General features: G+C 70.1%; 15 protein-coding genes and 1 riboswitch. Of the genes, 3 read left to right on the top strand and 12 right to left on the bottom strand.

Features of this window, described 5'->3' with window-relative positions; genetic code table 11:
* Window position 1: 1 nt before the first annotated feature.
* The 6 genes from QSK35_RS35995 to QSK35_RS35970 form a co-directional block, all read right to left on the bottom strand.
* Complete coding sequence (locus QSK35_RS35995) at window positions 2-1,240, bottom strand: choice-of-anchor P family protein (protein ID WP_285752176.1); 1,239 nt, start codon at window positions 1,238-1,240, stop codon at window positions 2-4.
* On the bottom strand, window positions 1,237-1,887 hold the full coding sequence (locus tag QSK35_RS35990; protein WP_285752175.1) for an ABC transporter ATP-binding protein: 651 nt from the start codon (window positions 1,885-1,887) through the stop codon (window positions 1,237-1,239). The genes QSK35_RS35995 and QSK35_RS35990 overlap by 4 nt, the downstream gene beginning before the upstream one ends.
* Complete coding sequence (locus tag QSK35_RS35985; RefSeq protein WP_285752174.1) at window positions 1,884-2,576, bottom strand: ABC transporter ATP-binding protein; 693 nt, start codon at window positions 2,574-2,576, stop codon at window positions 1,884-1,886. Before QSK35_RS35985 ends, QSK35_RS35990 begins: the two co-directional genes overlap by 4 nt.
* A complete protein-coding gene (locus QSK35_RS35980; protein ID WP_285752173.1) occupies window positions 2,573-4,384 on the bottom strand; it encodes an ABC transporter permease in 1,812 nt (603 codons plus the stop codon). Before QSK35_RS35980 ends, QSK35_RS35985 begins: the two co-directional genes overlap by 4 nt.
* Window positions 4,381-5,769 carry an ABC transporter substrate-binding protein gene (locus tag QSK35_RS35975; protein WP_285752172.1) on the bottom strand — a complete coding sequence of 463 codons (1,389 nt, stop codon included), beginning with the start codon at window positions 5,767-5,769 and terminating at the stop codon, window positions 4,381-4,383. The genes QSK35_RS35980 and QSK35_RS35975 overlap by 4 nt, the downstream gene beginning before the upstream one ends.
* 111 nt (window positions 5,770-5,880) lie before the next feature.
* Window positions 5,881-6,303, bottom strand: a complete 423-nt coding sequence (locus tag QSK35_RS35970; RefSeq protein WP_285752171.1) for a hypothetical protein — start codon at window positions 6,301-6,303, stop codon at window positions 5,881-5,883.
* Window positions 6,304-6,537: 234 nt separating this feature from the next.
* On the opposite strand from QSK35_RS35970, the gene QSK35_RS35965 reads away from it, so the two are divergent.
* A complete protein-coding gene (locus QSK35_RS35965; protein ID WP_285752170.1) occupies window positions 6,538-7,023 on the top strand; it encodes a DUF8453 domain-containing protein in 486 nt (161 codons plus the stop codon).
* Here QSK35_RS35965 and QSK35_RS35960 read toward each other — a convergent pair.
* The 5 genes from QSK35_RS35960 to QSK35_RS35940 are packed head-to-tail and all read right to left on the bottom strand — an operon-like array spanning window position 6,981 to window position 11,568.
* The gene (locus tag QSK35_RS35960; RefSeq protein WP_285752311.1) at window positions 6,981-7,685 is read right to left on the bottom strand and encodes a DUF899 domain-containing protein; all 705 of its coding nucleotides are present in this window, start codon (window positions 7,683-7,685) and stop codon (window positions 6,981-6,983) included. The two genes, QSK35_RS35965 and QSK35_RS35960, sit on opposite strands and share 43 nt — an antisense overlap.
* Entirely contained in the window at window positions 7,657-8,028 is a 372-nt protein-coding gene (locus QSK35_RS35955; protein WP_285752169.1) for a metalloregulator ArsR/SmtB family transcription factor, read from the bottom strand. The genes QSK35_RS35960 and QSK35_RS35955 overlap by 29 nt, the downstream gene beginning before the upstream one ends.
* Entirely contained in the window at window positions 8,018-8,449 is a 432-nt protein-coding gene (locus QSK35_RS35950) for an SRPBCC domain-containing protein (RefSeq protein WP_285752168.1), read from the bottom strand. The genes QSK35_RS35955 and QSK35_RS35950 overlap by 11 nt, the downstream gene beginning before the upstream one ends.
* A 60-nt stretch (window positions 8,450-8,509) precedes the next feature.
* Complete coding sequence (locus tag QSK35_RS35945) at window positions 8,510-9,901, bottom strand: ATP-binding protein (RefSeq protein WP_285752167.1); 1,392 nt, start codon at window positions 9,899-9,901, stop codon at window positions 8,510-8,512.
* A complete protein-coding gene (locus tag QSK35_RS35940; protein ID WP_285752166.1) occupies window positions 9,898-11,568 on the bottom strand; it encodes an NAD(P)/FAD-dependent oxidoreductase in 1,671 nt (556 codons plus the stop codon). Before QSK35_RS35940 ends, QSK35_RS35945 begins: the two co-directional genes overlap by 4 nt.
* A 39-nt stretch (window positions 11,569-11,607) precedes the next feature.
* On the opposite strand from QSK35_RS35940, the gene QSK35_RS35935 reads away from it, so the two are divergent.
* Window positions 11,608-11,874, top strand: a complete 267-nt coding sequence (locus QSK35_RS35935; protein ID WP_352244181.1) for a UBP-type zinc finger domain-containing protein — start codon at window positions 11,608-11,610, stop codon at window positions 11,872-11,874.
* A 3-nt stretch (window positions 11,875-11,877) separates the two neighbouring features.
* On the opposite strand, the gene QSK35_RS35930 is transcribed toward QSK35_RS35935, so the two are convergent.
* On the bottom strand, window positions 11,878-12,372 hold the full coding sequence (locus QSK35_RS35930) for a DUF1269 domain-containing protein (protein WP_285752165.1): 495 nt from the start codon (window positions 12,370-12,372) through the stop codon (window positions 11,878-11,880).
* A 162-nt stretch (window positions 12,373-12,534) separates the two neighbouring features.
* On the opposite strand from QSK35_RS35930, the gene QSK35_RS35925 reads away from it, so the two are divergent.
* Window positions 12,535-13,629, top strand: a complete 1,095-nt coding sequence (locus QSK35_RS35925; RefSeq protein ID WP_285752164.1) for a S1 family peptidase — start codon at window positions 12,535-12,537, stop codon at window positions 13,627-13,629.
* Between the two features lie 79 nt (window positions 13,630-13,708).
* Window positions 13,709-13,918, top strand: a riboswitch (cobalamin riboswitch).
* Window positions 13,919-13,940 lie beyond the last annotated feature (22 nt).

Below are 13,940 nucleotides of genomic sequence, written 5' to 3'. Positions count from 1 at the left end.
TTCACCCGTTGCGCAGGTCGGGGACACCGGTGGGATGTCCGGACGGACAGGGAGCGCCGCCGAGCAGGAACCCGCCCAGCGAACGCAGGCCTTGCGCGCCCGCGGCGGCGACCCCGAGGCCGGCCACGACGAGAAGTGCGGGCACACCGGGAAAGTCGAGCAGCGACCGTGGTGTGGAACGGGACGCGCGGGCCGGGGTGGACGCCTTGGGAGGTGCGATCCCGGCGACCGGCGGCGTGCCGGCCGAGGCGGGAGGCACCGCGGCCGGTGGTGGAGCTGCCGGAACCTGCGCTGCGGGTGGGGGCAGTGCGCCCGCGCCGGGGGAGGCGTTCGCGGCGGCCGCGGTGTCGCCGACGACGAACTCCATCTTGCGCAAGGGGTTCAGCAGCGGCGCCAGTTCCTTCGGCAGCAACGGGGCCACGACGCCGTCGAGGATTCCGCCGAGGCCGAGCTTGTTGCGCAACGCCAGCACGTCCACGGTGAGCACCAGCCCCCGGCTCGCCGACGTCGCCGAGGTGCCCTCGATCTTCGTCTCCGCCTTCGGCCACGTCAGCGTGACCCCCAGCGGTTCCAACGCCTTCAGCAGACCGTCGGGCACCTCACCCGGCGCCTTGACCGGAAAGTTCTGGCCCGCCACGGTGAACGCCGCGATCGAGAACGCGCTGGTGCCCGTGCCGCGGACCCCGTTGCTCACGGCGACCGACTCGAACCACACCCCGGACAGCTTGATCAGCCCGGACAGCAGCGTGATAGTCCCCGCCGACGACACGGCGGTGGACCTGGCCTCGGTGCCTGTCACCACACTGGTGCTGCTCGACGCCAGACCGTCCGTGGTCAGCAGGAACGGAACCTCCTGCTGCGCCCCCGCGGCCGAGTCGACCCGCGCGGCGTCGGCGTGGGTGCGCATCCCGGACTTCGTCTCGTCCGCCGGGCCACCGGGGTGCGCGGCGTTGGCCTGCACCGGGTACGCGAAGCCCAGCATCTGCGGCAACCCGGTGCCGACGGCGGCGCCCGGCCACAGCGAGCTCGCCAGCGACCGGCCGATCGGGCCGGACCCGAGCTCGGTCTGCGTGTACGACACATGCACTTCGCCCTGGGGTTCGGCGGGCACCGGGATCAGGTCGGTGTGCAGCAGCACCGACACGGGCGTCGCGTGCGCGTTGAGCGTGAACCCGCCGACATCGGCGTGTGCGGGCGCGGGGGAGAGGAGGACCAGCAGGATCGCTATCGTGTACCTCATTCCGATCCTCCGAAGTAGACAGTGGCCAGATCGTCGTCCGCGATCTCGCCGTGTTTGAGGACGACGACCTGGTCGGCGACGGCGCTTGCCGTCTCGGCGAACTGCTCCACGATCAGCATCGTGACCCCCTCGTCGGCCAGCTCCCGCACGACGTCGTACAGCTCGGCGACGATGACCGGCGCGAGCCCCATCGACAGTTCGTCGATGACCAGCACCGCGGGATCGGTGATCAGCGCGCGGGAGAACGCGAGCATCTGCTGCTCGCCGCCGGACATCGAGCCCGCCAGCTGGTTGCGGCGGATGCGCAGCTTCGGGAACCGGTCGTACACGATGCCGGGATCACCGCGCATGAGCCGCAGGTTCTCCGCGACCGTGAGGTTGGGGAAGATCGCCCGGCCCTCCGGGATCGTGCACAGCCCCGCCCGCGCGAGGTCGTGCGGCGCCGCGTCGTTGACGTGCACGCCACCGAGGTGCACGTGACCCGACGTGGCTCGCAACTGTCCACTGAGGACTTTGACGAGGGTGGACTTGCCCGCGCCGTTCGGTCCCAGCAGCGCGGTCACCGTGCCGCGCGGGACGTGGAGATCGACACCGCGCAGCACTTCGATCCGGCCGTAACCGGCGTGCACATCGGTCAGCTCGATCATCCGAGGTACGCCTCCCGAACGCCGTCGTGCGCCCGGATCTCGTCCGGTGTGCCGGACGCGAGCAGGCGGCCCAGGTTCAGCACGTGCACGTGGTCGCAGTAGCCCATCACGAGGTCCATGTCGTGCTCGACCAGCACGACCGCGCGCCCCTCGGCGGTGAGTTCACGCAGCAGCGCGCCGAACGCGTCGGTCTCCTGCCGGTCCAGCCCGGAGGACGGTTCGTCGAGCAGCAACAGTTGCGGGTCGGTGGCCAGCGCGCGGGCCAGTTCCAGCAGCCGCGCGGCACCGGTCGGCACGGCGTCCGCCTGCCGCCCGGCGAACTCACCGATCCCCACCCGGTCCAGCAGGTCGTCGGCGAGCCGGGCGGGCCGGCGGCGGCTTTCCAGCGCCACCACCACGTTCTCCCACACCGTCAGCGATCCGAACACCTCGAGTCGCTGGAACGTCCGGGCCACCCCGAGCCGCGACCGCTGGTGCGGTCCCTTCGCCGTCACGTCGTGACCGTCGAGCAGCACCCGGCCCGACGACGGGCGGCGCAGCCCGCTGACGACGTCGAACAGCGTCGTCTTGCCCGCGCCGTTCGGGCCGATCAACCCGGTCACGCCGGTGCCGACGGAGAACGTGACGTCGTCGACCGCGATCACCTCGCCGAAGCGGACCGTCACGCCGTCGACCAGCAGGGTGCTCATGCCGGCCGCCACGCGCGGAAGATCCAGCTCACCAGCCCGTTCGGGTCGCGGGCCAGTCCGGCCGCGGCGACGCCGAGCAGCACCACCGCCACGCCGGCCAGCGCCGGAAACCCGCTCTGCAGCACGGGAAGCATCATCAGGAGCACTCCGCCGACCAGCGCGCCGGTCACCGACGTGACGCCGGCGATCACCGCGAACAGCAGCAGCGGCAGGTTGTTGAACAGCTGGAAGTCGCTCGCCGCCACGGTTTCCCGCAGCTGGGCGAACAGTCCGCCCGCGAGCCCCGCGATGGCGGCCGACAACGCGAACACGCCGACCCTGATCCAGCGCACGTTCACCCCCAGCGTCGCGCACGCCGCGGGACTGTCCTTGACCGCGATCAGCCGCCGCCCGAGCCGGCCGCGCCGCACCGCGAGCACGCCCGCTCCGACGAGCGCGAACATCACGGCCGCGAGCAGCAGTTGAGCCTGCGCAGAGGAGACCAGGCGGGGCACCTGCAGGCTGCCGCGCACCCCGAACGCGATCGGGGACTGCAGCACGAGCTTGTCCATCAGCTGCGCGAACCCCAGCGTGGCCAGCGCGAGGTACAACCCGCGCACGCGTAGTGCGGGCAACGCGACCAGCGCGCCGACCGCGCCGGACACGAGCGCGCCCAGTAGCAACGCCCACGGTGACGCGGTGCCCAGCCGCGCCACGGTCACCGCGCCCACCCCGACGAACGTGAACTGCCCCAGCGACACCACGCCGCCGTACCCGGTGAGCAGCACCATCGACAGCAGCACGATGCCGAACACCAGGGCCAGCGCGAGCTGCCCGGCGACGGTGTTGTCGACGAGCAGGGCGAGCACCAGCACCACGGCGAGCAGTCCGGCGGCCCCGAGCGCGGTCAGGCCTGCTGACGGCACGGCCACCCCGCGCGAGCCGCGCACGCCACCGATCCGCAGCGGCGACTGGGGGAGTGCGAGCAGTACGAGGAACAGCAACAGCGCGGGAATCGCCGCGCGGAAGGAGATCCAGAACTGCGACGACGGCAGGTACGCCACGGCGTAGGACTGCACGAGACCCAGTACGAGCGCGCCCGCGAACGTCCACGGCAGGCTGCGCAGCCGTCCCACCAACGCCGCGGTGTACGCGGTGATCACCAGCAGCGTCATCGTCACGTAGTCCAGCTGCACCACCGGGGTCAGCAGGATGCCGCCGAGCGCGGCCAGCGCCGAGCCGATCGCCCAGCTGAGCGCCGACAGCCGGTGCGGCCGGATGCCGTAGAGCGCGGCCAACTCCGGGGCGTCCACGCACGCGCGCATCGCCAGCCCGGTGCGGGTGCGGTTGAGCAGCAGGTACAGCCCGGCGGCGACCGCGATCGCACAGGCGAGCGTCACCAGATCGTGCCCGCTGACGAACGACTGTCCGATGTGGACGCCGTACCGATCGAGGAACGGCCGGACGGGCCGGGCCGCGGGCGGCCAGATCACCTGCGCCGCGCCGATCAGCCCGACCAGGATGCCCACGCCCGCCACCAGTGTGACGCCGACGGGCGCGCCCGCGAGCCTGCGCATCACGAACCGTTCGACCAGCAGCCCGAACACCGGCGCGCAGCCGCCGACCACGATCAGCAGGGCGAGCCACTGCGGCAGGCCGCGGTTCTCGGCGAGCTCCCAGTACAGGAAGGCCATCACCATGCCGATCGCGCCGTGCCCGACGTTGAACACCTTGGAGGTGCTGTAGGTCAGCACGAGCCCGCCGGCGACGACGGCGTACGCGCCGCCGGTCACCAGCCCGAAGATCGTGTACGCCAGCAGGGCCGTCATCCGCCGACCCCGGTGTCGATCAGGCTGCCGCACGAGTAGCCCGACGCCGGCGCCAGCCTCGCCCACGCCCCGCCTTTCAGCCGGACCAGCGACATGCACGCCGAAGTTCGTTTGCCCCCAACATCCTGGGGCGCGACCAGTCCTTCACCCGTGTAGTCGTGCACACCTCTGATCGCGTCGAGCATGGCCTTGCGCGTGAGCTGCGGCCCGATCTTCACCGCCAGCTGCACGAACAACCGCGCGGCGGCCCAGGCGAACATGCCGAAGTAGCTCGGCGCCGCACCGGGCGCGACGCGGGCGAGCCACTCCCGGTACAGCTTCTGCTGCGCGTTGGCCTCTTCGAACAACGCGGCGTTGGTGAACACCACGGTGCCGTCGACGGCCGCGCCGCCCTGCCGCACGTACTGCGGGTCGTACGCGGTCGGATCCGTGACGAACGCGTCCGGTGTGTACCCCTGCTGTCGCATGGCCTGCTGCAGCCGCACCGCGTACTGCGCCGAGCCGACCCAGTACACGATCCGCGCGCCCTTCTCCTTGAGCTGCGCGACATACGGCGCGTAGTTGACGTCGGCGATGTCGATGGCCTGCGTGTAGACGAACGTGAACCCGCGGGCCTCGGCCGCCTTCTGGAAACTGCGGGCGTTCTGCGCGCTGGCGTCCGCGTTGAGGTACAGGAACGCGGCTTTGCCCACGGTGTCGGGATAACTCGCCTTCACGAGGTCGGGCATCGCCGACGACACGAGGTTCACCTGGTTCGACGCGACGCCGTAGGTCACCGCGGTGCGTTGCCGCTGCGCGGTGACCGTGGACGCCCGCAGGTCCGGGATGCCGCACCCGGCCGCGGCCGGTCCACCGCCCTGGTCGAACGCCGACATCGAACCCACGAGCGCGAACGCCTGCTCGCACGCCTGCGTGGTGGCCTGCTGGTCGCCGCCGCTGTCCGTGCGCGAGTCGAACGACACGAGCTTCAGCTTGCGGCCGCAGATCGCGCCCTGCGTGGCGTTGAAGTACTCGACGAACGCCTTCGTCGCCTGTTGTGCGGACTGGAAAAGTCCCGGCACCGGCCCGCTGATGTCGGAGATGTTGGCGATGGTGATCTCGCCCGCGGTGACGCCTTTGTCCGTGGCGCCACCGGTTCCGCTGCATCCGGACGCGATGCTGCCGGGCGGTGTCTGACCTTGGGCCGGTTTCGCGTCACCCGTCGATCCCGGCGTGCCGTTGTCGCCGGGCACCGTGCCGTCTTCGGCAGGGGTGCCCGGTTGTGCTTCGCCTGCTGCGCCCTGGGGTGCGGCGAGTGCCGCGCGCTGATCGGCCGTCAGCCTGCTTCCACAGCCTGCGATCAGCGCACATGCCACTAGCGCCACAAGGGCAGTCCTGCAACGCATGTGGGCGAACGGTACACACCTGATCGGTTCAGGGGCGAGAAGATCCGACGTGATTCACCCAAGCAGACGCTTGGTTGGTATCGAACCGTGACCCACTCGCCCCCGGCGCGGTCAGCTCTGGTCGGCGTACCAGATGTTGGAGCACTGCAGTGCCCCGTTGTGCCGCAGGCAGACCCGCATCGGCCGATGCCAGTTGTTCATGGTCGGCGTTCGCCACTTGGAATCGGTGTTCGCCTGGCAGTACTCCCAGCCGCGGATCTCGTCGGTCCGCCACCACTTCTTGGTGGTGTTGAGCTTGTCGGAGTCGGTGGCGCGGTCGATCGAGATGATGTCGCCGCGGCTCGGGTTGTCCACCGTCGCGTAGGACTGGTTGAACGCCCGGCCGTTCTTCAGGTGGACCTTCTTGCCATGCAGCGTCGCGGGCAGGTTCACGTCACGGCCGTTGCCGTTGTACTCGACCTCACCTGGGACGTCCGCGAACGCCTGGTTGCACGCGCTGGAGTCCGCGTGGGCGGCCGGCGCCGCTACTGTCATGCCCCCGATGACGAGACCGGCCACTGCCAGTTGCGCCAAGAGTTTTCTTGCTCGCACGGTTTTCCCCTTTCCCCGTGGTGATCGCAGGGGAGAGGGTGGCCTTCGGTTGTCGCGGCTGACAACGGGTTCGGCGCATTCTGGGACGCTGGGACGGTTCCGGGGGTGTGAGCTGCGGCGACGGTGTGTGCTGGGACGTCCAGAACACTGATCGACATCGATGAGAGGGGATGCCACGTGGCGAGCTTGGTCACGTCCGTGGCGGCGACCGTAATTGCGGCGCTGGCACTGTGGATCTCGTACAGCCAGGCGCGCGCCACCCGGCTGCACAACCGGAAGCTGGTCCGCCCGGTCCTGCAGATGGGCGCCAGGTTTCATGTCAGCGACACGGCCGGACTCGTGCTGTCCAACGTCGGCATCGGCCCGGCGGTCATCACGGACTCGTGGGTCGAGCTCGACGGGACACGAGTCGGCAGGTTCGGGAAAGCGGCGATGGACCAGGTGCGCGACACCCTGACCGAGTGGCGCCCGTCCGCCGCGACGTTCACGACCGGCTCGATCCTTGAGGTCGGATACCGAGAGTTCCTCCTGAGGGTGCCGGACTACGACAGCCGCGCTCACGCCGAGTTCGCCGAGCTGCTCACCACGAGGTTGCGGCTGGGGTTCCGGTACGAGTCCCTCTACGGCGACGAGACCTGGGAACTGGTCTGGCCAGAGGCTTGATTCTCGTATGCGTCGTGCCAGTTCCACCACGCGTACGGCGCGGACTGCGGGTAGCCCGAAGGCGAGTCCTCCCAGTTCTCCTGCCGCCCCAGCGGCGTGAGGTCGAGATAGCTCCAGGTGCCGCCCATCGCCTCGTCGCCGCGGTTGTTGATGAAGTACGTGCGGAACACCCGATCGTCGGACCGGAAGAACACGTTGGTGCCGTGCCATTCGTCCACACCGAAGTCGGCGTCGAACGAGTCGGTCATCGTGTACCAGGGCATCGTCCAGCCCATTCGCGCCTTCACGCGTGAGATGTCCGGTTGCGGCGCCCGCGACACGAAGACGAGCGTGGTGTCGCGGGCGTTGAGGTGGGCGACGTCCGCGACCTGGTCCGCCACCAGGGAACAGCCGCGGCACGCGTGGTCGGGCCAGCCGAACACGCCGGGTTCGAGGAACGCGCGGTAGACGATCAGCTGGCGGCGTCCCTCGAACAACTCCGGCAGGCTCACCCGGCCGCGCGGGCCGTCGAAGAAGTACTGCTTCTCCACCGCGAGCCAAGGCATCCGGCGCCGCTCGGCGGCCAGCGCGTCCTTCGCTCGGGTGACCTCCTTCTCGCGCACGAGCAGTTCCGCCCGCGCCGCTTCCCAGTCCTCAGCCGAGACGATCGGGGGCGTTTTCATCATCGTGTCCGCCTTTCTGGTCGAGGTGCTCCCGCAACGCGGCGAGCGGGCCGTCCCAGTCGCGCGCCAGCGCGGCCAGGAACTGTTGTGCCACCTGCATCGGCGCCGAGCGCAGCCGGTACCGCACGCGCCGCCGTTCGCCGGGCTCGGCCGTCACCAGTCCGGCTTCGGCGAGCAGGGCGAGGTGTTTGGCGATCGCCTGCCGCGTGATCGGCAGCCGGTCGGCGAGGTCGGTTGCCGTCGCGGGCCCGCCCGCGGCCAGCGCGGCCAGGATGCCGCGCCGGCTCGGGTCGGCGAGGGCGATGAAGACCTGCTCGGCGACCGCCTCGGCGTCAGGCCGCATCGAGGTACGCGACGAGTTCGCCGAGCTCGCTGCGCCAGCCGTCGGTGTTGCCGTTGAACGCCTTGTCGTGCATGTCGTCGGGCAGCTGGGCGAAGCCGGACTCGACGACCGTCAGGCGGGTCCCGGTGCCGGTCGGTGCGAGCGTGAACTCGACGTAGGTGCGCCGCGGGTCGTCCTCGGGCAGGCCGTAGATGTGCCAGGTGAACCCGAAGACCGACGGCTCCTCGACCCGTTCCACCCGCATCTCGGCCACGTGTCCCTCGGTCCACGTCATGCGCGCCGCGCCGCCCGGACGCAGGTCGATGGTCGCGGTGTTGCCGAACCAGGACGCGAGCCCCTCGGCGGTGGTGAGTGCCGCCCACACCTTGGCCGGCGGGTGCGCGACGTCGACGGTCCGCTCGATGCGATCAGGAAAACCCATGACAACCTCCACAGTATGGCAACCCGTTGGTTGCGACACTATGGCAACTGAACGGTTGCGTCAACCCATGGGGAGAACCACCTGGAAACGCGTGTCGCCCGGCGCGGACTCGACGCGGATGTCGCCCTGGTGCTTGTTGACCACGATCCGCCACGAGATGTCCAGGCCGAGGCCGGTGCCCTGGCCGACCGCCTTCGTCGTGAAGAACGGCTCGAAGATTCGGGGCTTCACCTCCGGCGGGATGCCGGTGCCGGTGTCGCCGATCTCGATCACCGCCGAGTCGTTCTCGCGGAACGTCCGCACGGTCAGCGTTCCGCCGCCGTCCATGGCCTGCAGGGCGTTGTCGATCAGGTTCGTCCACACCTGGTTGAGCTCGGCGGCGTAGGCCGGAATCGGTGGCAGTGAACGGTCATACGACTTGACCACCTGGATAGCGCTGAGCTTGCCGCCGAACATGACGAGCGTCGAGTCGAGCAGCTCATGCACGTCGACCACCTGGAACGGCGCGCGGTCCATCTGGGAGTACTGCTTGGCCGCACCGACCAAAGTGGACACTCGGGTGGTGGCCTCCTCGATCTCGTTCATCAGCATCTCGGTCTCGACCGTGTAGCCGAGCCAACGGAGTGCCGGGTCCTTTGCCGCGACCGGGCATTCGCCCAGAGCGTCTTGCAGCCACTCGACGTCCAGGCCGCCCGCGACCAGGATCGGCGCCAGGTCCCAGCCCGCCGTCACGCCGTGCGCGTCCAGCCAGTCGCCGACCTCGTCCTCGGCGTCACTGGCCTCCATCGGGCCGAGCCGAGGCGCCTTCGCGACCCGCTCGACCGCGGCCTCCTGCAGCTTCACCAGGCTCGGCAGCACCTCGGCGTCGATCGCGCCGGACGCCAGCATCGCGAGCTTGTGCCGCATCCCGGCGACCCGTTCGCGCAACGCCGCGGTCGCACGCACCGCGGCCGCGGCGGGGTTGTTGAGCTCGTGGGTCAGGCCCGCGGAGAGCGATCCCAGCGCCAGCAGGCGTTCCCGCTGGCCGAGGATCCGCTGGGTGTTCTGCATGCCGTAGAACAGGCCCTCCAGCAGGTGCATGGCCATCGGGAACCACTCGCGCACGATCGCGCCGAACTCGTCCGCGGGCAGCTGGTACATCCGCGTGTCGGTGATCGACTCGACGGTCATCTGGTAGGTCGTGACGTCGGCCTCCAGGTACGCCTGGGTGGCGCCGAAGTACGACCCGCGGTGGTCCGTGCGGTTGGTCTCGACGCGCTGGCCGCCGACGTTGCGGCTCAACGCGACCGTGCCTTCGAGCAGCACGAAGAAACACGTCGCCGGGTCTCCTTCGGCGAGCACGACAGTGCCCGCGGACCTGGTCTCGATGTGCCCGTGCTCGGCCAGCCAGGCGAGCTGGTCGTCGCCGAGGTGCTCGAAGAGGAACAGCGAGCGCAGTTCGTCGGGCGTCATGACTTCTCCAGGTAGCGGTGCACGAGCGTCACGGCCATCGCGCCCTCGCCGACCGCGGACGCCACCCGCTTCACGGAGTCGGCGCGAACGTCACCGGCGACGAACACGCCGGGCAGGCTGGTCTCCAGGTGGTAGGGGGCGCGGTCGAGCTCCCACCCGGCGGGTGTCCCGAGATCCGGGCCCGCCAGCACGAAACCGCGGTCGTCACGGGCCACCGCGTTGCCGAGCCAGTCCGTGCGGGGCGCCGCGCCGATGAAGCAGAACAGCCACGACGCGGGCACCACCTGAGTCTCGCCGGTCTTGTTGTGCTGCAACGTCAACGACTCCAGGTGGTCCGCGCCGTCGCCGGCGACGACCTCCGTGCAGGTGCGCACCTCGACGTTGCCGATCCGGGCGAGCTGGTCGATCAGGTACTGCGACATCGTGCGCTCCAGCGAGTCGCCGCGCACGACGAGCACGACCCGCCTGGCGTGCCGGGAGAAGTAGACGGCCGCCTGGCCCGCGGAGTTGGCGCCGCCGACGAGGTACACGTCCTGTCCGGCGCAGCTCGGCCCCTCGGTGGTCGACGCGCCGTAGAAGACGCCGCGGCCCGTCAGCCGGTCGAGTCCGGGACAGTCGAGCATCCGGTACGACACCCCGGTCGCGAGGATGACCGTGTGCGCCGAGATCTCCGTGCCGTCGCCGAAGCGCACCACCCTCGCCCCGCCCCGCCGTTCAAGTCCGACGACGTCGCGCGTGGTGAGCATCTCCACGCCGAACTTCAACGCCTGCCGGCGCGCGCGTTCAGTGAGCTGCTCGCCGGATACGCCGTCGGGGAAACCGAGATAGTTCTCGATCCGGCTGCTGGTCCCGGCCTGACCGCCGGTCGCCAGTCGTTCCACGAGGACGGTCCGCAGCCCCTCGGACCCGCCGTACACCGCGGCACCGAGACCGGCCGGCCCGCCGCCGATCACGATGAGGTCGTAGAACTCGGCGGACGGCTGGGTGCTCAGACCCACCCGCGCGGCCAGCTCCGCGTCGGACGGGTCGACGAGCGCGTCGCCATCGGTGGTCACGACGACCGGCAGCCGGCTGCCGTCGTGCTCCGCCGCGGCGAGCAGCCGCGCCGCCTCGCAGTCGCCCTCGTCCAGGGCGTGCCAGCGGAACGGCACCGAGTTGCGGGCCAGGAAGTCGCGAACCTCGTAGGACCGCGGCGACCACCGGTGCCCGATCACCCGGACCTGCCGCGCGGGCTGCCGGTCGGTCACCGACCACGCCTGCAGCTGCTCGTCGAGCACCGGATAGAGCTTCTCCTCCGGCGGGTCCCACGGCTTGAGCAGGTAGTGGTCGAGGTCCACCACGTTGATCGCCGCGATCGCGGCGTCGGTGTCGGCGTACGCGGTCAGCAGCACCCGCCGCGCGAGCGGGAACACGTCCATCGCCGCTTCGAGGAACTCGATGCCGCTCATCTGCGGCATGCGGTAGTCCGCCAGCAGCGCCGCGACCTCCTCGCCGCGCAACCTGATCTCCCGCAACGCCTCCAGGGCCTGCGCGCCGGACTCCGACCGCACGATGCGGTAGTGCTCGCCGTACCGACGGCGCAGGTCGCGCGCCACCGCCCTGGACACGGCGGGATCGTCGTCCACCGTGAGGATGGCGGGACGCGCGACTCTGTCGGGTGTCGTCATGCCGTCAGTCAAGCACCGCTACCGGCTACGGTCATTCCCGTGACTACCAACGTGTGCGCGCACCTCGCCGACCTCGGCCCGGAACCGGCCGCGAGCACCGACGACGGGTGCGAGGACTGCCTGGCCCAGGGCACCGGATGGGTCCACCTGCGCAAGTGCCTGGAGTGCGGAAAGGTCGGCTGCTGCGACTCGTCGCCGCAGAAGCACGCCAGCAGGCACGCCGCGGCCGCCGGCCACCCGGTGATCCGTTCGGTCGAGCCGGGGGAGACGTGGCGATGGTGCTTCGTCGACCAGGTCACGGGCTGAGCGTCACGCCTCGGCGAGCATCTCGCGCAGCGCGGCCTCCTGCGCCTCGGACAGGTTGGACTGGATCAGCTGCGGCCGGTACCCGAGGTCGTCCAGCGCGGTCTTGACCTTGTCCAGCACGGCATCGCTGGACAACAGGAACAGCGCAGACGTCCCCGGCACGACCTCCTTGCGGACCGCCTTGATGAAGTCGTCGTCGATCCCGACGTCGGTCATCGACCCGGCGATCGCGCCGGTCGCCGCGCCGATGGCGGCGCCGAGGAACGGCACCAGGAAGATCAGCCCGAACAGCATTCCCCAGAACATGCCGCCCAGCGCCGCGGTGCCGGCGAGGTTGCGCAGCTGCCGCGTCTTCGGCTTCTTGGCGTTCGGCGGCCACGACACGGTGGCCGCGTCGTGCAGGGTGATGAGCTCCTGCTTCGCCAGGATCTCGAGCGCGTCGATGGTCTCGCCCGCCGCCGTGGCGCTGTCGAACTTCCAGACCGTCAGCGTTGCCATGTCGCTCCCTTTCGTCCGAGTCGTACTTGAACGGTGTCGTGGGAGCCGGGGCGCGGACCTCACCCCGGCGGGGTGAAAGTTCGTGCGCCGAACAGCGGTTTCCCCTGCGCGCATCGGCACTAGCGTTTGAAGTGCCGCCGCGGCACGACGGGGAAGTGGCGCATGAAACCCAAGGTGATCACCGCTCTGCTCGCAGCTTTGACAACGTTGTCATTCGCGGTTCCCGCCCACGCGGCGGAGCCGAAGGCGCGCATCGTCTCTCCGGCCCTCGCGGAGGCGATGCGACGCGACCTGGGCCTCACCCCGGCCCAGGTGACCCTGCGGCTGGCCCAGGAGGCCAAGGCCGCCAAGACCGAACAGACCGCCCGTGCCGCACTGGGCGACCACTTCGGCGGCGCGTGGTTCGACAGCACAACCGGAAGACTGGTCGTGCAGTCCACAAAGGCCGTCGAGCTACCGGGCGCCGAGGTGCGCACGGTCGCCCGCAGCGAGCGGGCGCTCACCGAGATCAAGAACCGCGTCGACCGGATCGACAACGCTCCCGAGGGGAGCTGGAACGTCGACGTGCGCGCCAACGCGGTCGTCCTGCGCATCACCAACAACGCTCCCGGTGCCGAGGCGTTCATCGCCAAGGCGAAGGAGATCGACCCGGCGATCCAGGTCCAGCGGACCCCGCCGAAGCCGCGCCCGCTCGCTGAGGTCATGGGCGCACTTCCTTACTACGTCAACAACTCCTGGCGCTGCTCGATCGGGTTCGCCGTCGAGGGCGGGTTCGTCACCGCCGGGCACTGCGGCAGTCCCGGCGACCACGCCACGAACCACGACGGCGAGGACCTCGGGAACGTCGAGCGGTCCATCTTCCCCACGCGTGACATGGGTTTCGTGCGGACCGTTGACGGCGTGACGCTGCAGCCGCTGGTGTACGGCTACGACGGTTACGCCTACTACGTCTACGGATCGCAGGAGGCGCCGATCGGCGCGAGCATCTGCCGGTCCGGTTCGACGTCCGGAATGCACTGCGGTTACGTCGAGTCGAAGGACGACACGATCAACTACGCGGAGGGCACGGTCTATCACATGACCGGCACGAGCGTGTGTGCCGAGGGCGGCGACTCCGGCGGCTCGTGGCTGTCCGGCAACGAGGCGCAGGGCGTGACATCCGGTGGCTACGGCGACTGCTCCGGGGGCGGCAAGACGTGGTTCCAGCCGGTCAACCCGATCCTGGACGAGTTCGGCCTGTCCCTGATCACCGCGTGAAATCCGCCGTGTCGCCCGGTTGCTCCAACCGGGCGACACGCGCACAACATGTAGGTGCATGATCGCTCCGCGACGCCATGTATTGTGCTCGCGAGCTGGTTCGGCCGATCATCCAGATCGGTCGTCGCAAGAGGGAACCCGGTGTGAATCCGGGACTGCCCCGCAGCGGTGAACGGGAACGAAAGCCGTCAACTGAGCACTGGACGTGGAGTCTGGGAAGCGACGGCCGGTAGGCGCCTGAGAAGGCCCGCCCGTGAGTCCGAAGACCTGCCAGCACCCCGCACGCGTCCGCGTGCGGGCGTCCGCGGCCC

The organism is Lentzea sp. NBRC 105346 (assembly GCF_030269605.1).
Taxonomy (GTDB): domain Bacteria; phylum Actinomycetota; class Actinomycetes; order Mycobacteriales; family Pseudonocardiaceae; genus Lentzea.
The sequence above is the reverse complement of the archived record's forward strand: the minus strand, read 5'-3'. Positions and strand labels throughout refer to the sequence as shown.